Consider the following 18,127-nt stretch of genomic DNA (forward strand, 5'->3'; position numbering starts at 1 on the left):
GCGGCGCCGAAAACGGCTCCGCAGCAGGAAGCTCGGTCGAAGGACAAGCAATGGATAAATTGGTCATCACGGGGGGCGCGAAGCTCTCTGGCGAAATCACCGTATCGGGCGCGAAGAACGCGGCTTTGCCCATTCTTTGCGCAAGTCTTCTCACCGCCGACGACGTCCATCTGTCGAACGTGCCGAATCTTCAGGACGTGCGCACGATGGTCAAGCTGCTGCGCCAGATGGGCGTGCAGTCCGAAGTGTCCGGCGACGGCCGCGTGAGCCTCAATGCATCGAAGGTCGACAAGCTGATCGCGCCGTACGAAATGGTCAAGACGATGCGCGCGTCGATTCTCGTGCTCGGGCCGCTCGTCGCGCGCTTCGGCGAGGCGAAGGTGTCGCTGCCCGGCGGCTGCGCGATCGGCGCGCGTCCGGTCGATCAGCACATCAAGGGTCTGCAGGCGATGGGCGCCGAGATCAATATCGAGCACGGCTTCATCGAAGCGCGCGCGAAGCGTCTGAAGGGCGCGCGCATCATCACCGACATGATCACCGTCACCGGCACCGAAAACCTGCTGATGGCGGCGGTGCTGGCCGAAGGCGAGACGGTCATCGAGAACGCGGCGCGCGAACCCGAAGTGAGCGACCTCGCGCATCTGCTCGTGAAGATGGGCGCGAAGATCGACGGGATCGGCACCGATCGTCTGGTGATTCAGGGCGTCGACAAGCTGCACGGCGCAAAGCATGACGTCGTGCCGGATCGCATCGAGGCCGGCACGTTCCTGTGCGCGGTCGCGGCCGCAGGCGGCGATGTCACGCTGCGTCGCGTGAGCTCGCATCTGCTCGACGCCGTGACGGCCAAGCTGCGCGAAGCCGGCGTCAGCATCGAGGAAGGCGACGACTGGATGCGCGTGCGCATGGACAAGCGCGCCGGCGCGGTGAATATTCGCACGTCCGAATATCCCGCGTTCCCGACCGATATGCAGGCGCAGTTCATGGCGCTCAACACGATCGCGAACGGCACGTCGCAAGTGGTCGAGACGATCTTCGAGAACCGCTTCATGCACGTGCAGGAATTGAACCGTCTCGGCGCGCACATCACGATCGACGGCAACACGGCGCTCATCAGCGGCGTCGAGAAACTTTCCGGCGCAAAGGTCATGGCAACCGATCTGCGCGCGTCCGCGAGTCTCGTAATCGCGGCGATGTGCGCGGACGGCGAAACGCTGATCGACCGCATCTACCATCTGGATCGCGGCTACGACCGCATGGAATCGAAGCTGACGGCAGTCGGCGCGAACGTGCGCCGCATCAAGGGCAGCGGGAGCGAGCAATGAGCTCGCTGCCGCAGACGTCGTCGTCGGTGGAGCCGAGCGCGCCCCTCACGCTCGCGCTGTCCAAAGGGCGTATCTTCGAGGAAACGCTGCCGTTGCTCGCCGCCGCCGGCGTGCAGGTGGCCGAAGATCCGGAGAGCTCGCGCAAGCTGATCCTGCCGACCACGAACCCGAACCTGCGCGTGATCATCGTGCGCGCGACCGATGTGCCGACCTACGTCGAATACGGCGCGGCGGACTTTGGCGTCGCAGGCAAGGACGTGCTGATCGAGCACGGCGGCAGCGGACTGTATCAGCCGATCGATCTGGACATCGCGCGCTGCCGGATGTCGGTGGCCGTGAAGGCGGGCTTCGATTACGCGAGCGCGGTGCGCCAGGGCGCGCGTCTGCGCGTCGCGACGAAGTACACCGAAACCGCGCGTCAGCATTTCGCGGCGAAGGGCGTCCACGTCGATCTGATCAAGCTGTACGGTTCGATGGAACTCGCGCCGCTCGTCGGGCTCGCGGATGCGATCGTCGATCTGGTCAGCTCGGGCGGCACGCTGCGCGCGAACAATCTCGTCGAAGTCGAAGAGATCATGCAGATTTCATCGCGTCTCGTCGTGAACCAGGCGGCGCTCAAGCTGAAGCGCGCGGCGCTCAAGCCGTACCTCGACGCGTTCGAGCGCGCCACGGCCGCAATAGGAAATTAGGCGGGCCGCACGCCGCGGCGCGCCACCAGCAAAACGGAAAACCAGCATGTCTATCAAGATTCGCAAACTCGATTCACGCACCGATGGTTTTCACAAGGCGTTGCGTGCGGTTCTCGCATTCGAAGCGAGCGAGGATGAGGCAATCGAGCGCTCGGTCGCGCAGATTCTCGCGGATGTGAAGGCGCGCGGCGATCAGGCCGTGCTCGAATACACCAACAAGTTCGATCGCCTGAAGGCGGACAGCGTCGCGGCGCTCGAATTGCCGCTGTCCGAAATGGAAGCCGCGCTCGAAGGTCTCGAGCCGAAGCGCCGCGCGGCGCTGGAAGCGGCGGCAGCGCGCGTGCGCGGTTATCACGAGAAGCAGCGCATCGAGTGCGGCAGCCATAGCTGGCAATACACCGAAGCCGACGGCACCGTGCTCGGCCAGAAAGTCATGCCGCTCGATCGCGCGGGCATCTATGTTCCGGGCGGCAAGGCGGCGTATCCGTCGTCGGTGCTGATGAACGCGATTCCGGCGCGCGTCGCGGGCGTGAAGGAAATCGTCATGGTCGTGCCGACGCCCGACGGCGTGAAAAATCCGCTCGTGCTCGCGGCGGCGCTGCTCGGCGGCGTGGATCGCGTGTTCACGATCGGCGGCGCGCAGGCGATCGGCGCGCTCGCGTACGGCACTCAAAGCGTGCCCGCGGTGGACAAGATCTGCGGTCCGGGCAACGCGTATGTCGCATCGGCGAAGCGTCGCGTGTTCGGAACCGTTGGCATCGACATGATCGCGGGGCCGTCCGAGATTCTCGTCATCTGCGACGCCACCACCGATCCCCGCTGGGTCGCGATGGACCTCTTCTCGCAAGCCGAGCACGACGAACTCGCGCAATCCATCCTGCTGTGCCCGGACGACAACTTCATCCAGCGTGTCGAGGATGCGATCGTCGAACTGCTTCCGTCGATGCCGCGCCGTGACGTCATTCATCGTTCGCTCGAAGATCGCGGCGCGCTCATCAAGGTGAAGGACATGGCCGAAGCGTGCGCGATCGCGAACGACATCGCGCCGGAGCACCTCGAAATTTCCGCGCTCGATCCGCATCAGTGGGCCGCGCAGATTCACAATGCCGGCGCGATGTTCCTCGGCCGCTACACGAGCGAAAGTCTCGGCGATTACTGCGCCGGTCCGAACCACGTGCTGCCGACGTCGCGCACCGCGCGCTTCTCGTCGCCGCTCGGCGTGTACGATTTCATGAAGCGTTCGAGCGTGATCGAAGTGAGCGCGGACGGCGCCCAGACGCTTGGCGAGATCGCGGCGGAGCTGGCGTACGGCGAAGGCCTGCAGGCGCATGCGCGCAGTGCGGAATACCGGATGAAAAACGTCGGCTGACATCGAGCCGGCCCGAATGAACGAGGCGGCCTGAGAGCCGCCGCCTGACCGGTGAGAGAGACGCCGGGAAAACATGACCACAGCACAAGACATCATTCGTCCCGACATCCTCGCGATGACGAGCTATCCCGTGCCCGATGCCACGGGCCTGATCAAGCTCGACGCGATGGAAAATCCCTACAGCCTGCCGGCCGATCTCGCCGAACGTCTCGGCGCGCATCTCGCGGGCGTCGCGCTGAATCGCTATCCGGCTCCGCGCCCCGTGGATTTGCTCGCGAAGATCAAGCGCACGATGAAGTTGCCCGACGCATGCGACGTGTTGCTCGGCAACGGTTCGGACGAACTGATCAGCATGATGTCGGTCGCGTGTTCGAAGCCGGGCGCGAAGGTCGTCGCGCCTGTGCCGGGCTTCGTGATGTACGAAATGTCGGCGAAGTTCGCGCATCTGGAGTTCATCGGCGTGCCGCTGAAGCCGGACTTCACGCTCGACGCCGACGCGCTGATCGCCGCCATCGACGAACACGAGCCGGCGCTCGTGTATCTCGCGTATCCGAACAACCCGACCGGCACGCTCTACGACGACACCGACATGGAGCGCGTGATCGCCGCGTCGAAGAAGAGTCTCGTCGTGATCGACGAGGCGTATCAGCCGTTCGCCGGGAAGAGCTGGATGCCGCGCGCGGCGGAGTTCGATAACGTCGTCGTGATGCGGACCGTCTCGAAGCTCGGGCTCGCGGGCATCCGCCTCGGCTACATGGCGGGCCGTCCTTCGTGGATCACGCAGTTCGACAAGGTGCGCCCGCCGTACAACATCAACGTGCTGACGCAGGCAACCGCCGATTTCCTGCTCGATCACCTCGACGTGCTCGACGCCCAGGCCGCCGATCTGCGCGCGCAACGCGCCGCGCTCGTGCGGGAAGTTGCCGCGCTGCCCGGCATGACGGTCTATCCGAGCGCGGGCAATTTCCTGCTCGTGCGCGTGCCGGACGCCGCCGTTGCTTTCGAAACCCTTCTGACTTCACGGGTTTTGATAAAAAACGTGGGTAAAATGCACCCATTGCTGACTAATTGCGTGCGTTTGACGGTCGGGACGGCCGAAGAAAACGCACACATGGTCGCGGCGCTGAAAAAGCTCGCACCGAACTGAACCCCACTTTCGAAAGTCTCAAGGAATCACCATGCGCATTGCGGAAGTCGTTCGCAACACCAGCGAAACGCAGATCCGTGTGAAGCTCGATCTGGACGGCACCGGCAAGCAAAAGCTCGCCACCGGCGTCCCGTTCCTCGATCACATGCTCGACCAGATCGCCCGTCACGGGCTCATCGATCTCGACATCGAAGCGCATGGAGACCTCCATATCGACGATCACCATACTGTCGAAGACACCGGCATCACGTTGGGGCAGGCGGTCGCGAAGGCCATCGGCGATCGCAAGGGCATTCGCCGCTACGGTCATTCGTACGTGCCGCTCGACGAGGCGCTGTCGCGCGTCGTGATCGATTTTTCAGGCCGTCCGGGTCTCGAATTCCACGTGCCGTTCACGCGCGCGCGCATCGGCACGTTCGACGTCGACCTCACCATCGAATTCTTCCGCGGCTTCGTGAATCACGCGGGCGTCACGCTGCATATCGACAACCTGCGCGGCATCAATGCGCATCATCAGGTCGAGACCGTGTTCAAGGCGTTCGGCCGCGCGCTGCGCATGGCCGTCGAAATGGACGAACGCGCGGCGGGGCAGATTCCGTCGACCAAGGGCAGTCTCTGATCGACTCACGCTGATTCGGCGCGCGCGTCGACAACAAGATGGATCTGTTCAAGTCGTTCATATCGTTGCTCGCGCTGATCAATCCGGTCGGCGCGATACCGTTTTTCCTGAGCCTGACCGCGCAGCAATCCGACATCGAAAAGCGCAACACGATTCGCGTCGCGTCGATTTCCGTGTTTTGCGTGATCGCGGTGACGGCGCTGCTCGGGCAGCAGATCATCGCGTTCTTTGGCATTTCGGTCGGGTCGTTCGAAGTGGGCGGCGGCATCATCATGTTGCTCATGGCGATCAGCATGTTGAACGCGCAGGTCGGAAACGCGCGCTCGACGGCCGAAGAACGCATGGAAGCCGAGGAGCGCAACAACGTCGCGGTGGTGCCGCTCGCGATACCGCTGCTCACCGGCCCGGGTTCGATCAGCACGGTGATCGTCTATGCTGCCAATGCGCAGCACTGGTACGACCGCTTCGGGCTCGTCGTGCTGGGCGCGATCATCGCGGGGCTGTGTTTCGGCGCATTGAATCTCGCCGAGCCGATCGCGCGCTGGGTCGGGCGCACGGGAATCAACATTGGCACGCGTCTCATGGGTTTGATGTTGTCCGCATTGGCGGTGGAATTCATCGTCAACGGGTTGAAGGCCTTGATGCCATCTTTGAAATGAATACTTCGATTGCGATTGTTGATTACGGAATGGGCAACCTGCGCTCGGTCTACCAGGCGCTGAAAAAGGCTGCACCCGAAGCGAACGTGGCGATCGTCGATCAGCCGCAAGGCATCCACGCGGCGGATCGGGTCGTGCTGCCGGGACAGGGCGCGATGCGCGACTGCATGGCGCATCTGGCCGAATCCGGCCTGCAGGAAGCCGTAATGCAGGCGGCGCGCGAAAAGCCGATGCTCGGCGTGTGCGTCGGCGAGCAAATGCTCTTCGACTGGAGCGAGGAAGGCGATACGAGAGGCCTGGGCCTCCTGCCCGGCAAGGTCGTGCGTTTCCAGCTCGACGGCCTGTTGCAGGACGACGGCTCGCGCTTCAAGGTGCCGCAGATGGGCTGGAACCGCGTTCGTCAGACGCAGGCGCACCCGATCTGGGACGGCGTCGCGGACGGCGCGTTCTTCTACTTCGTGCACAGCTACTACGTGGTGCCGGACAATCCGGCTCACACGTCCGGCGAAACCATGTACGGCAGCGCATTTACGTCGGCGGTTGCGCGCGACAATATCTTCGCGACCCAATTCCATCCGGAAAAGAGCGCGGATGCCGGTTTGCGCCTGTACCGGAATTTCGTGCACTGGAACCCGTGAAAGGGCGCGCGCGCTAGCGTTTTCGCCTATTACTACGGGCCCATGACCGTTGCAAGACTTGTACTACACTAGCGAGACGGCTCGCGGCGCAGGCACGAAAGACCGCACGTGCGCCGTTTTGATCAACTCTACCCAGAAAATACGCGATACCTATGCTGCTCATTCCGGCCATCGATCTTAAGGACGGTCAGTGCGTGCGCCTCAAACAAGGCGATATGGACCAGGCGACCATTTTTTCAGAAGATCCTGCAGCGATGGCCCGACATTGGGTCGATCGCGGCGCCCGTCGGCTGCATCTGGTCGATCTGAACGGCGCGTTCGCCGGCAAGCCGAGAAACGGCGACGCGATCCGCGCGATCCTCGACGAGGTCGGCAGCGAGATTCCCGTGCAACTGGGCGGCGGCATCCGCCATCTGGAGACCATCGAGCATTATCTGGACGACGGCCTGTCGTACATCATCATCGGCACGGCGGCGGTGAAGAATCCGGGCTTTCTGCAGGACGCGTGCAGCGCGTTCGGAGGGCACATCATCGTCGGGCTGGACGCGAAGGACGGCAAGGTCGCCACGGACGGCTGGAGCAAGCTCACGGGCCACGAGGTCGTCGATCTCGGCCGCAAGTTCGAGGACTACGGCTGCGAATCGATCATTTACACGGATATCGGGCGAGACGGGATGCTCCAGGGCATCAACATCGACGCGACCGTGCGCCTCGCGCAGGCGGTGAAGATTCCGGTGATCGCGAGCGGCGGGCTGTCGAGCATCGCGGATATCGAATCGCTTTGCGAGGTCGAGAGCGAGGGCATCGAAGGCGTGATCTGCGGTCGCGCGATCTATTCCGGCGATCTCGATTTCAAGGCGGCCCAAACGCGCGCCGACGCGCTGCGCGAAGCCGACGGCGCCTGAAAACGCCTGAGCGCGAGCACATCTGAGCAGCACACCGGGCGGCCGCGACGCCGCCCTTACTTCGTAAGTGGCAAGAACATGGCTCTCGCAAAACGCATCATTCCCTGTCTGGACGTGACCGCCGGTCGCGTCGTCAAGGGCGTCAATTTCGTCGAACTGCGCGATGCGGGCGATCCCGTCGAAATCGCGCGTCGTTACGACGATCAAGGCGCCGACGAACTCACGTTTCTCGATATCACTGCAACGTCCGACCAACGCGATCTGATTCTGCCGATCATCGAGTCGGTGGCGTCGCAGGTGTTCATTCCGCTGACCGTCGGCGGCGGCGTGCGCGCGGTCGAGGACGTGCGGCGTCTGCTCAACGCGGGTGCGGACAAGATCAGCATGAATTCGTCGGCGGTCGCGAATCCTCAACTCGTGCGCGACGCGTCGGACAAGCACGGTTCGCAGTGCATCGTCGTCGCGATCGACGCCAAGCGCGTGTCGGCCGAAGGCGACACGCCGCGCTGGGAAGTGTTCACGCACGGCGGCCGCAAGGCGACGGGCATCGACGCGATCGAGTGGGCGCGCAAGATGGCCGAGTACGGCGCGGGCGAAATTCTTCTGACCAGCATGGATCGCGACGGCACCAAGGCCGGCTTCGATCTCGCGTTGACGCGCGCCGTATCGGACGCAGTGCCGGTGCCGGTGATCGCCTCGGGCGGCGTCGGAACGTTGCAGCATCTCGCGGACGGCATCGTCGAGGGTCATGCGGACGCGGTGCTTGCCGCGAGCATCTTTCACTACGGCGAGCACACGGTCGGCGAGGCGAAGCGCTTCATGACCGATCACGGCATTTCGGTGAGGACGTAAGCGGTGAGCGATCAAATGACCTGGCTCGACAAGGTGAAGTGGGATGCGAACGGCCTCGTGCCGGTGATCGCGCAGGAAGCTTCGACCAACGACGTGCTGATGTTCGCGTGGATGAATCGCGAGGCGCTCGCGAAGACCATCGAACTGAAGCGCGCGGTGTACTTCTCGCGCTCGCGTCAGCGCCTGTGGTTCAAGGGCGAGGAATCGGGTCATGTGCAGCACGTCCACGACGTGCGCCTCGATTGCGACGAAGACGTCGTGCTTCTCAAGGTCGAGCAGGTGTCGGGCATCGCGTGCCACACCGGCCGCCATTCCTGTTTTTTCCAGAAATTCGAAGGCACGGCGGAAAGCGGCGAGTGGGTCGCCGTCGAGCCGATCCTAAAAGACCCAGAAAGCATCTACAAATGACGCAAGCCAATACGCTGGACACGCTGCTGCGCCTCGCCGCCGTTATCGACAGTCGCAAGGGCGGCGATCCGGAACAATCCTACGTTTCCCGACTCTTTCACAAGGGTGACGATGCGGTCCTGAAGAAGATCGGCGAGGAAGCGACGGAAGTCGTGCTCGCCGCCAAGGACGCGCGTCATGGCGGCGCGCCGAAAGCGCTCGTCAGCGAAGTCGCCGATTTGTGGTTTCATTGTCTCGTGATGCTGTCGCATTTCGACCTGAGTCCCGCCGACGTGGTCGCCGAACTGGAGCGTCGCGAAGGTTTGTCGGGGATCGAGGAGAAGGCGCTGCGCAAGTCGCGCGAGCGCGAGCAAAGCGGCAGCTGACGAGCATCTCGCTTTCGAGCGAAGGAGGGCAAGCATGAACCGGCAGTACGAACCCTATCCGCCGCCTGTCGTTCAGAACTCGGATGACCCCGAGCGTCTGCGCAACATTCGCACGTTCACGCATGTTCTGTATGCGTTGTATGCCTTTTATTGGCTGACCGGCGGGCTCACGGGCCTGGTCGCCATCATCCTCAACTACATCAAGCGAAGCGACGCCGCCGGTACGCCGTATGAGGATCACTTCACCTGGCAGATCCGCACGTTCTGGTGGGCAGTGCTAGGTCATGTGATTGGTTTTGCGACGATCTGGATCGGCATCGGCTTCCTGATTCTCGCCGCGGTCAGCATCTGGACGCTTTATCGCATCATCAAAGGCTGGTTGTATCTCTACGAGAACAAGACGATCGAACCGCGTGCGTGGTTCTGATTCTGCTTTAATCGAACGGGCCAGCAGGGAGACACGGGACATTCATGAGTCAAGACAACTGCATTTTTTGCAAGATCGCTACTGGTCAACTGCCGAGCACGAAGGTCTATGAAGATGAAGAGTTTGTCGCGTTCAACGACATCAATCCGGCGGCGCCGATGCATGTGCTGGTGATCCCGCGCAAGCATATTGAAACACTTTCCCACTGCACAGAAAGTGACAGTCCGCTGCTTGGTAGAATGGTGAGTCTCGTCGGACGTTTGGCGAAAGATCTGGGTGTCTCTTACACGGGAGGCGACACCGGTTTTCGCACGGTAATTAATACCGGGCCGGGCGGCGGGCAGGAGGTGTATCACATCCACGCGCATTTGTTGGCCGGCGAGCGCCCGTGGCGCCGAATGGGGTAATGCGGCACTCTACGTCTGCTTTCTCCTTTCCAATGAAATATTGGGCGAGCAAAATCGATAGTTGAAGTTGAGGCGGATAGCCTCGGCTAAGGTCGCAAGGCCAGTCTTACGTCCTCGGTACCCAATTCGGGGCGGAATCACGGAGAGTTTTCATTCATGGGTTCGTTAAGCATTTGGCATTGGTTGATCGTTTTGCTGATCGTGGCGCTCGTGTTCGGCACGAAGAAACTGCGCAATATCGGCGGCGATCTGGGCGGCGCGGTGAAGGGTTTCAAGGAAGGCATGCGCGAAGGCGAGACGCCGGCAAATTCGACCGATCAGCGCGAGCTGCCGCGTAACGGCGCCGTCGACGTCGAGGCGAAGGATAAGTCCCGTTCGGGCGACTATCGCTAATCCGTCCGCCGACGGTAACCCTCCACTTCTCGTTCAATGCTCGATCTCGGTCTGACCAAAATGGCGGTCATCGGCGTCGTGGCGCTGGTGGTCCTCGGGCCGGAGCGCCTGCCCGGCGTCGCTCGCACGGCGGGGGCGCTGTTCGGGCGCGCGCAGCGCTATATCAACGACGTCAAATCGGAAGTCGCGCGCGAGATGGAACTCGATGAGCTGAAGAAAATGCGCACCGAGTTCGAAACCGCGGCGTCGAATGTCGAATCGACGATTCATGACACGCTGCGGCGCCATGAATCCGAATTGAACGATGCATGGCAAGAGGGCACGTCGGTCGCACCGAGCATTGCGGGCAGCGCGGGCGAATCGGCGGACAGCGCCGCGTCGGACAAGCCCTGGGCAAGCACGTCTTCATCGACGTCGACCAGGCGCAAGAACTGGCGCGTGAAGCAGGCCGCGATTCCCAACTGGTACAAGCGCACGACTTCGCGTCGCACGCGGGTCCAATCGGGCGCGGCGCGCGTCGCTCGTCATACGCCCGCCACCCTGCGCCGGCAGACGAAGTTCTTCTGAGCGAGCCGCGATTCCTTCATCGATGATTTCTACCGAGGGCCGGCGTGAGCGACCCGCAACACATTAAAGAAGAGCCCGTCGAAGAGACGTTCATTTCGCATCTGGTCGAATTGCGCGATCGCATCATTCGCGCGGGCGCTTCGGTCATCGTCGTATTCATCGCGCTGGTGTACTGGGCGCCGGACATCTTCAAGCTGCTCGCCCGTCCGCTGATGCAGAACCTGCCAGCCGACGGCAAGATGATCGTCACCGACGTCACCGGCTCGTTCTTCGTGCCGATGAAGGTGACGATGCTTGTCGCCTTCGTGATCGCGCTGCCGATCGTGCTGTATCAGGTCTGGGCCTTTGTCGCGCCGGGTTTGTATCAGCATGAGAAGAAGCTCATCGGGCCACTCGTATTCAGCAGCTACTCGCTTTTTCTGTGCGGCATGGCGTTCGCGTACTTCGTCGTGTTCCCGACGATTTTCCGCGTGATGGCGCACTACAACGCGCCGCTGGGCGCGGAAATGACGACGGATATCGACAACTACCTGAGCTTCGTGCTGACGATGTTCATCGCGTTCGGGGTGACATTCGAAGTTCCGATCGTCGTCGTGCTGCTCGCGCGCATGGGCGTCGTATCCATCCAGAAGCTCAAGCAGATCCGCCCGTACGTGATCGTCGGTGCATTCGTCATTTCGGCAGTTGTCACGCCACCTGACGTTTTCTCGCAGCTGATTCTCGCGATTCCGCTCATCATTCTTTACGAGGCGGGCATCATCGCGGCGCGGCTGGTAGTCGGCAAGGAACAGATCAAGAACGAGGAGCCGGCGGCCGAGTAGGTGCGGCGTATTGTCGCGGTGGGAGTCGGCGTAGTGGAAACAAAAAAGGCAGCTTCGAGTGATCGAAGCTGCCTTTTTGCTTTCAGGGACGCGGCGTTTTATTCGTCGCCCTGGTCACCCTGATCGCCTTGATCTTCATCCGGCATCTGCGGCGCGCGTGGTTGCGCAGGACGCTTGCCGATCATCACGTTGACGTCCAGCTCCTTGTTCTTGCGCATCAGGTGAACCTTCACCGACGTGCCCGGCTTGATCTGCGCGACGACGTTGAGCAGGCGCGTGGTGTCGGTGATCGTGTCGTCGTTGATGGAAACGAGGATGTCGCCCGGCTTGATGCCCGCCTTGTCAGCCGGGCCGCCTTGCAGCACGCCCGCGACGATCGCGCCGGATTTCTGATCCAGCCCGAACGATTCGGCGATCTCCGGCGTGACATCCTGAGGCTCCACGCCGATCCAGCCGCGCGTGACCGTGCCCGTCGTGATGATGCTTTCGAGCACGCTGCGCGCGGTCGACACGGGAATCGCGAAGCCGATGCCGAGCGAGCCGCCGCTACGCGAATAGATCGCCGTGTTGATGCCGAGCAGATTGCCGTTCACGTCCACCAGCGCACCGCCTGAGTTGCCGGGATTGATGGCCGCGTCAGTCTGGATGAAGTTCTCGAACGTGTTGATGCCGAGGTGATTGCGCCCGAGCGCGCTGACGATGCCCATTGTGACCGTCTGGCCTACGCCGAACGGATTGCCGATCGCGAGCACGACATCGCCGACGCGCGTCTGATCCATGCGGCCGAGCGTGATGCTCGGCAGATTGGTCATGTTGATCTTCAGCACGGCGAGGTCCGTTTCCGGATCGACGCCGATCACTTTCGCGCTGGACGTGCGACCATCGGCGAGCGCGACTTCGATTTGATCCGCCCCGTCGACGACATGCTGGTTCGTTAGAATGTAACCTTCCGAGCTGACGATGACGCCGGAGCCGAGATTCGATGCAGGCGGCTCGTCGCTCTTGCGTTTGTTCTTGTCACCGAAGAAATAGCGGAACAGCGGGTCTTTCGCACGCGGGTCGGGCGGCAGATTGCCGTCCTTGCTGGAGAAGACGTTCACGACGGCCGGCATCGCCTTTTGCGCGCCTTCCGAGTAGGACGACTGAACCGGGCGCGAGCCGATGCTCGGCGCCACTTCCTGCAACGCGACGATCGGCTCGGCAAGCTGCTTGCCGAATTGACCCTGACGTTGAAGCCACTGCGGTTTCAAGGTCGCGATGATGAACATCAGGGCCAAAAGCACGGTGACCGCTTGGGCAAAAAATAGCCAGAAGCGTCTAAGCATTTGAAGGGATAGAGGATTTCATGGATCGGATCGAACTCGAATTGTATCTGAACAATCTGCTGGAAATCGGCCGCTTCAAGGACTATTGCCCGAACGGTCTGCAGGTTGAAGGCGCGCGCCGCGTGCAAAAGATCGCGACCGGCGTAACGGCCTCGCAGGCGTTCCTCGAGGCTGCGCTGGAGTGGGGCGCGGACACCGTGCTGGTGCATCACGGCTACTTCTGGCGCAACGAGGCGCCGCAGATCACGGGGCGCAAGCACCGGCGGCTGCGCACGCTGATCGCCAACGACATCAATCTCTTCGCCTACCATCTTCCGCTCGATTCGCACCCGGAGCTGGGCAACAATGCACAGATCGGCGCGCGACTCGGGCTGATCGCCGACAGCCGTTTCGCCGATCAGGATCTCGGCTGGGTCGCGACGCTCGCGATGCCGCTTTCGCTCGAGCACTTCAGCGCGATGGTCGAGAACGCGCTCGGCAGGAAGCCCCTCGTATTCGGCGATACGGACAAGGAGTTGCGTCGCGTGGCGTGGTGCACGGGCGGCGCGCAGGGCTATTTCGAAGACGCGATCGCGGCACGCGCGGACGTATATCTGAGCGGTGAAGTCTCGGAACAGACGATGCACATCGCCGCGGAATCGGGCGTGGCGTACATCGCGGCCGGCCATCACGCGACGGAGCGTTATGGCGTGCAGGCCGTCGGCGCGCATCTGTCCGAGCAATTCGATATCGAACATCTTTTTATCGACATCGATAATCCGGTTTAATACGTTGTTAAGCCGGCGTGCCCATTATTGGCCCTTGCAGCTGCCTGAATGAAGCTTCACCAGATTGCGCGAAAAACGTGGGGAAAACCCTGAAGCATCAATCACTTCGAGTGATTTTTGCTAGTCAGCCCTTGTAAATGCTAACTCCATTCGCGCACACTAACGGCGAACAACTGATGTGACGGTATAAATCCAACTCAGAAGTGGGGCGTGTGATGCGAGACAAGGATGAAAAACGCGTCGACGGCGGCCGCCGTTCCTGGCTGATTGCGACGACCGCAGCAGGTGGTTTCGGAGCTGTGGCAACCGTAGTTCCTTTTGTAGGTTCGTTTGCTCCATCGGAGAAGGCCAAGGCGGCGGGCGCGCCTGTCGAGGTCGATATCAGCGGACTCAAGCCAGGCGAAATGATGACCGTCGCCTGGCGCGGCAAGCCGGTGTGGATCGTCAATCGCACCGACGAAATGCTTGCCGACGTCAAGAAGGCCGACAACGAAGTGGCCGACCCGAAGTCGAAGATGGAATTTTCGATGCCGTTGCCGGAGTATTGCAACAACGAGTTCCGCTCGCGCGCCGATCACAAGAACATTTTCGTAGCGGTCGCCGTGTGCACCCATCTGGGCTGCACGCCGACGCCGCGCTTCCAGGAGGGTGCGCAACCCAATCTCCCCGATAACTGGCCGGGCGGCTTCCTTTGCCCGTGCCACGGTTCGACCTATGACATGGCCGGCCGCGTCTTCAAGAACAAGCCCGCGCCGCAGAACCTGGACATTCCGCCGTTCATGTTCACTTCCGCGACGCAACTCGTGATCGGCAAGGACGAAAAGGGAGAGGCGTAAATGGCGACCGCAGACAAGGAAGTGGAGGCAACGGGCTTGACCGGCTGGATCGACCGCCGGTTTCCGATGACCTCGACCTGGAAGAAGCACGTATCCGAGTACTACGCGCCGAAGAACTTCAACTTCTGGTACTTCTTCGGCTCGCTCGCGCTGCTGGTGCTGGTGAATCAGATCGTCACCGGCATTTTCCTGACGATGAACTACAAGCCTGACGCGACGCTCGCGTTCGCATCGGTCGAGTACATCATGCGCGAGGTGCCGTGGGGCTGGCTCATTCGCTACATGCACTCGACGGGCGCGTCGATGTTCTTCGTCGTCGTGTATCTGCATATGTTCCGCGGGCTGATGTACGGGTCGTATCGCAAGCCGCGCGAACTTGTCTGGATCTTCGGGTGCGCAATCTTTCTCTGCCTCATGGCCGAAGCGTTCTTCGGTTATCTGCTTCCGTGGGGGCAGATGTCGTTCTGGGGCGCGCAGGTGATCGTGAATCTGTTCTCGGCGATTCCGTTTATCGGCCCGGATCTGTCGCTGTGGATTCGCGGCGATTACGTCGTATCCGATGTCACGCTGAACCGCTTCTTCGCGTTCCACGTGATCGCGATCCCGCTGGTGCTGATCGGGCTCGTGGTCGCGCATCTGGTCGCGCTGCATGAAGTGGGCTCGAACAATCCGGACGGCATCGAGATCAAGGCGAAGAAGGGCCCGGACGGTATTCCGCTCGACGGCATTCCGTTTCACCCGTACTACTCGGTGCACGACTTCATGGGCGTGTGCGTGTTCCTGCTGATCTTCGCCGCGATCATCTTCTTCGCGCCGGAAATGGGCGGCTACTTCCTCGAAGCCAACAACTTCGTGCCGGCCAACCCGCTGCAGACGCCGCCGGAGATCGCGCCCGTGTGGTACTTCACCGCGTTCTACGCGATGCTTCGCGCCACGACCGATCCGTTCAAGATCGTGCTGATGATCGTGATCGCCTTGCTCGGCGTGCTCGCACTGGTGAAGGGGCGCGGCAAGTGGCGGCTCGGCCTGCCGGTGCTCGCGGCCCTCGTGCTGATTTTCATGGCGCTGACGGAATCGAAGTTCTGGGGCGTGGTCGTGATGGGCACGGCGGTCGTGTCATTGTTCTTCCTGCCGTGGCTTGACCGTAGTCCGGTGAAATCGATCCGCTATCGGCCGCTCTTCCACAAGGTCTTTTACGCGATCTTCATCTTCGCGTTCCTGATGCTCGGTTTCCTCGGCACACGACCGCCATCGCCGGCCGCGACGCTGATTGCGCAGATCTGCGCGCTGATCTACTTCGCGTTCTTCCTCGGGATGCCTTTCTGGACGCCGCGCGGCAGATTCAAGACGCCGCCTGAGCGAGTGCACTACAAACCTCACTGAGCGCACGTCCGGAGACGAATACGATGAAAAAATGGCTCTCTACAATAGCGATGATCGGCGCGGCGCTGCTCGCGTTCGGTGCGGCGCCGGCGTTTGCGCAGGAAGAAGCGGTGCTCGATCGCGCACCTGACAGTTCGGACAATCTGGCGTCTTTGCAGCATGGCGCCCAAGTTTTTGTAAACTACTGCCTGAACTGCCACAGCGCGAACCTGATGCGGTACAACCGGCTGACCGATCTCGGCATCAGTCAGAAGCAGATTCAGGAGAATCTGCTCTTTTCGACGGACAAGGTCGGTAACACGATGTCCATCGCGATGCGCCCGGAAGACGCGAAAGCGTGGTTCGGCGCGTCCCCGCCGGATCTGTCGGTCGAGGCGCGGGCGCGCGGCAACGACTGGCTTTATACGTACTTGCGGAGTTTCTATCGCGATCCGGCGCGGCCGACCGGCTGGAACAACCGCGTCTATGAGAATGTCGGCATGCCGCACGTGCTCTGGACGCTTCAGGGCATTCGCGATGCGAAATTCGAGACCGATACGGACGAAAAGACCGGCGAAAAGGTAAGAAGATTCGTCGGTTACACTCAGGTTACGCCTGGTGCCATGTCGTCCGTGGATTATGATTCAACTGTGGCCGATCTCGTTTCGTACATGTCGTGGATGGCGGAACCCGCGCAGCAGACGCGCAAGCGGCTCGGTGTCTGGGTTCTGCTGTTCCTGGCGCTCCTGAGTTTCCTCGCGTGGCGCCTGAACGCGGCATACTGGAAAGATATCAAATAGCGCGCCTTCGACGGCGTGGGTCGGCGCGACGACGTTTTCCTCGAGAAAACGCCGCGGCCGGCCCTTCGAGTTTACTGAAGGAACTTTAAAAACATGATGGTTCTGTATTCCGGCACTACTTGCCCCTTCTCCCAGCGCTGCCGGCTGGTGTTGTTCGAAAAGGGCATGGACTTCGAGATTCGCGACGTTGACCTGTTCAACAAGCCGGAAGACATCGCGGTGATGAACCCGTACGGACAGGTGCCGATCCTCGTCGAGCGCGACCTGATCCTGTACGAGTCGAATATCATCAACGAATATATCGACGAGCGTTTCCCGCACCCGCAACTCATGCCGGCGGATCCGGTGCAGCGCGCTCGCGCGCGCCTGTTCCTGCTGAACTTCGAGAAGGAACTGTTCGTTCACGTCGGCACGCTCGAGAACGAGAAGGGCAAGGCCGCCGAGAAGAATCACGAGAAAGCGCGCGGCGCGATCCGCGATCGCCTTACGCAACTCGCCCCGATCTTCCTGAAGAACAAGTACATGCTGGGCGAAGAGTTCTCGATGCTCGACGTCGCGATCGCGCCGCTGCTGTGGCGTCTGGATCACTACGGCATCGAACTCTCGAAGAACGCTGCACCGTTGATGAAGTACGCCGAGCGGATTTTCAGCCGCCCGGCTTATATTGAAGCGCTGACGCCTTCCGAAAAGGTGATGCGTCGATAGTTTGAGTGCGTTGGGACGCGGCGGCGCGGTTTCGCGCGGCCGCATTCCGGCAGAGGAAAGTTGATGCAAGAGATTTCCACCAAGCCGTATTTGTTGCGCGCGCTGTACGAGTGGTGCACGGACAACGGTTTCACGCCCCATATCGCCGTGCGGGTCGATGCCGCCACGCGCGTGCCGCGTCAGTTCGTGCGCAACGACGAGATCGTGTTGAACATCAGTTTCGAGGCGACGAGCCAGCTGCAGATGGGCAACGAGTGGATCGAGTTCAGCGCGCGATTCTCCGGCAAGTCGCACAAGATCGAGGTGCAGGTCGCGAACGTGCTCGCCATCTACGCGCGCGAAAACGGCCAGGGGATGGCATTCCCGGTCGAGCAGACGCATTCCGGCTCGGAGCTGGCGAGCGCTCCCGTCGGGGCGCGATCGCCTGAGCGTGAGACGCGGCAGATCGAGGAGCCCGCTGCTGAGCGTGCGGAGTCCACGCCGAAGGATGAGTCGCAGGCAGCCACGGATGACGACGACGCTTCGAAATCACCTGCGAGGTCTCACCTCAAAGTCGTCAAATGAAGTAGAATCTCGCTCTTCGCCGGCTTAGCTCATCTGGTAGAGCAGTTGATTTGTAATCATCAGGTGGCGGGTTCGAGTCCTGCAGCCGGCACCAAGACTTACGTCGACGGGTCGTGCGATGTCCGCACGACCCGTTTGCTTTGAGTCGGCAGGATCAGTAGGTTGAGTCAATAAGAAAAT

The 18,127-nt window shown here is 61.6% G+C and carries 23 protein-coding genes and 1 tRNA gene; 23 read left to right on the forward strand and 1 reads right to left on the reverse strand.

Translation table 11 applies throughout. The features are described from left to right. The first annotated feature begins 50 nt into the window (after window positions 1-50). The 16 genes from murA (at window position 51) to tatC (ending at window position 11,588) form a co-directional block, all read left to right on the forward strand. Entirely contained in the window at window positions 51-1,322 is a 1,272-nt protein-coding gene (murA, locus tag PQR08_RS24710) for a UDP-N-acetylglucosamine 1-carboxyvinyltransferase (protein ID WP_238217182.1), read from the forward strand. Then, entirely contained in the window at window positions 1,319-2,011 is a 693-nt protein-coding gene (gene hisG / locus PQR08_RS24715; protein ID WP_187609293.1) for an ATP phosphoribosyltransferase, read from the forward strand. Before murA ends, hisG begins: the two co-directional genes overlap by 4 nt. 46 nt (window positions 2,012-2,057) lie before the next feature. Continuing rightward, window positions 2,058-3,380, forward strand: a complete 1,323-nt coding sequence (gene hisD / locus PQR08_RS24720) for a histidinol dehydrogenase (RefSeq protein ID WP_408162575.1) — start codon at window positions 2,058-2,060, stop codon at window positions 3,378-3,380. Window positions 3,381-3,453: 73 nt separating this feature from the next. After that, window positions 3,454-4,527, forward strand: a complete 1,074-nt coding sequence (hisC, locus tag PQR08_RS24725; protein WP_408162576.1) for a histidinol-phosphate transaminase — start codon at window positions 3,454-3,456, stop codon at window positions 4,525-4,527. Window positions 4,528-4,558: 31 nt separating this feature from the next. Continuing rightward, a complete protein-coding gene (gene hisB / locus PQR08_RS24730) occupies window positions 4,559-5,146 on the forward strand; it encodes an imidazoleglycerol-phosphate dehydratase HisB (RefSeq protein ID WP_035506636.1) in 588 nt (195 codons plus the stop codon). A gap of 38 nt (window positions 5,147-5,184) precedes the next feature. Next, entirely contained in the window at window positions 5,185-5,805 is a 621-nt protein-coding gene (locus tag PQR08_RS24735) for a MarC family protein (protein WP_035506633.1), read from the forward strand. Next, window positions 5,802-6,443: an imidazole glycerol phosphate synthase subunit HisH gene (hisH, locus tag PQR08_RS24740; protein WP_408162579.1), complete on the forward strand. Its 642-nt coding sequence runs from the start codon at window positions 5,802-5,804 to the stop codon at window positions 6,441-6,443. Before PQR08_RS24735 ends, hisH begins: the two co-directional genes overlap by 4 nt. Before the next feature lie 152 nt (window positions 6,444-6,595). Then, complete coding sequence (gene hisA / locus PQR08_RS24745; protein WP_408162580.1) at window positions 6,596-7,348, forward strand: 1-(5-phosphoribosyl)-5-[(5-phosphoribosylamino)methylideneamino]imidazole-4-carboxamide isomerase; 753 nt, start codon at window positions 6,596-6,598, stop codon at window positions 7,346-7,348. Between the two features lie 78 nt (window positions 7,349-7,426). After that, window positions 7,427-8,200 carry an imidazole glycerol phosphate synthase subunit HisF gene (hisF, locus tag PQR08_RS24750; protein WP_408162581.1) on the forward strand — a complete coding sequence of 258 codons (774 nt, stop codon included), beginning with the start codon at window positions 7,427-7,429 and terminating at the stop codon, window positions 8,198-8,200. Window positions 8,201-8,215: 15 nt separating this feature from the next. Then, window positions 8,216-8,608: a phosphoribosyl-AMP cyclohydrolase gene (gene hisI, locus PQR08_RS24755; RefSeq protein ID WP_187609331.1), complete on the forward strand. Its 393-nt coding sequence runs from the start codon at window positions 8,216-8,218 to the stop codon at window positions 8,606-8,608. After that, on the forward strand, window positions 8,605-8,973 hold the full coding sequence (locus PQR08_RS24760; protein WP_035506620.1) for a phosphoribosyl-ATP diphosphatase: 369 nt from the start codon (window positions 8,605-8,607) through the stop codon (window positions 8,971-8,973). Before hisI ends, PQR08_RS24760 begins: the two co-directional genes overlap by 4 nt. Window positions 8,974-9,007: 34 nt before the next feature. Then, window positions 9,008-9,400 (forward strand): DUF4870 family protein, encoded by a 393-nt coding sequence (locus PQR08_RS24765; RefSeq protein WP_238295352.1) that lies wholly within the window; start codon window positions 9,008-9,010, stop codon window positions 9,398-9,400. 44 nt (window positions 9,401-9,444) lie between these two features. Then, window positions 9,445-9,807, forward strand: a complete 363-nt coding sequence (locus PQR08_RS24770; RefSeq protein ID WP_408162582.1) for a histidine triad nucleotide-binding protein — start codon at window positions 9,445-9,447, stop codon at window positions 9,805-9,807. A 156-nt stretch (window positions 9,808-9,963) separates the two neighbouring features. Then, the gene (gene tatA, locus PQR08_RS24775; RefSeq protein WP_035506614.1) at window positions 9,964-10,200 is read left to right on the forward strand and encodes a Sec-independent protein translocase subunit TatA; all 237 of its coding nucleotides are present in this window, start codon (window positions 9,964-9,966) and stop codon (window positions 10,198-10,200) included. 36 nt (window positions 10,201-10,236) lie between these two features. Beyond that, the gene (tatB, locus tag PQR08_RS24780) at window positions 10,237-10,767 is read left to right on the forward strand and encodes a Sec-independent protein translocase protein TatB (RefSeq protein ID WP_408162583.1); all 531 of its coding nucleotides are present in this window, start codon (window positions 10,237-10,239) and stop codon (window positions 10,765-10,767) included. Between the two features lie 44 nt (window positions 10,768-10,811). Further along, complete coding sequence (gene tatC, locus PQR08_RS24785; protein ID WP_408162584.1) at window positions 10,812-11,588, forward strand: twin-arginine translocase subunit TatC; 777 nt, start codon at window positions 10,812-10,814, stop codon at window positions 11,586-11,588. Window positions 11,589-11,686: 98 nt separating this feature from the next. On the opposite strand, the gene PQR08_RS24790 is transcribed toward tatC, so the two are convergent. Then, window positions 11,687-12,913: a S1C family serine protease gene (locus tag PQR08_RS24790; RefSeq protein WP_035506606.1), complete on the reverse strand. Its 1,227-nt coding sequence runs from the start codon at window positions 12,911-12,913 to the stop codon at window positions 11,687-11,689. Between the two features lie 20 nt (window positions 12,914-12,933). Here PQR08_RS24790 and PQR08_RS24795 point away from each other — a divergent pair, with 20 nt between their 5' ends. The 7 genes from PQR08_RS24795 to PQR08_RS24825 all read left to right on the forward strand — a co-directional run bounded on the left by PQR08_RS24795 (window position 12,934) and on the right by PQR08_RS24825 (window position 18,041). Next, window positions 12,934-13,680: a Nif3-like dinuclear metal center hexameric protein gene (locus PQR08_RS24795; RefSeq protein WP_187609285.1), complete on the forward strand. Its 747-nt coding sequence runs from the start codon at window positions 12,934-12,936 to the stop codon at window positions 13,678-13,680. 215 nt (window positions 13,681-13,895) lie between these two features. Further along, entirely contained in the window at window positions 13,896-14,516 is a 621-nt protein-coding gene (gene petA / locus PQR08_RS24800; RefSeq protein ID WP_035506601.1) for a ubiquinol-cytochrome c reductase iron-sulfur subunit, read from the forward strand. Next, window positions 14,517-15,899, forward strand: coding sequence for a cytochrome b (locus tag PQR08_RS24805; protein WP_035506598.1), 1,383 nt, complete (start codon window positions 14,517-14,519; stop codon window positions 15,897-15,899). Between the two features lie 23 nt (window positions 15,900-15,922). Then, window positions 15,923-16,678: a cytochrome c1 gene (locus PQR08_RS24810; protein WP_408162586.1), complete on the forward strand. Its 756-nt coding sequence runs from the start codon at window positions 15,923-15,925 to the stop codon at window positions 16,676-16,678. Window positions 16,679-16,771: 93 nt separating this feature from the next. Further along, a complete protein-coding gene (locus PQR08_RS24815; protein ID WP_014192402.1) occupies window positions 16,772-17,383 on the forward strand; it encodes a glutathione S-transferase N-terminal domain-containing protein in 612 nt (203 codons plus the stop codon). Between the two features lie 63 nt (window positions 17,384-17,446). Further along, window positions 17,447-17,947, forward strand: coding sequence for a ClpXP protease specificity-enhancing factor (locus tag PQR08_RS24820; protein WP_371880536.1), 501 nt, complete (start codon window positions 17,447-17,449; stop codon window positions 17,945-17,947). An 18-nt stretch (window positions 17,948-17,965) separates the two neighbouring features. Beyond that, window positions 17,966-18,041, forward strand: a tRNA-Thr gene (locus PQR08_RS24825). The last annotated feature ends 86 nt before the right edge of the window (window positions 18,042-18,127 follow it).

Source organism: Caballeronia jiangsuensis (assembly GCF_046030135.1).
Lineage (GTDB): Bacteria > Pseudomonadota > Gammaproteobacteria > Burkholderiales > Burkholderiaceae > Caballeronia > Caballeronia jiangsuensis.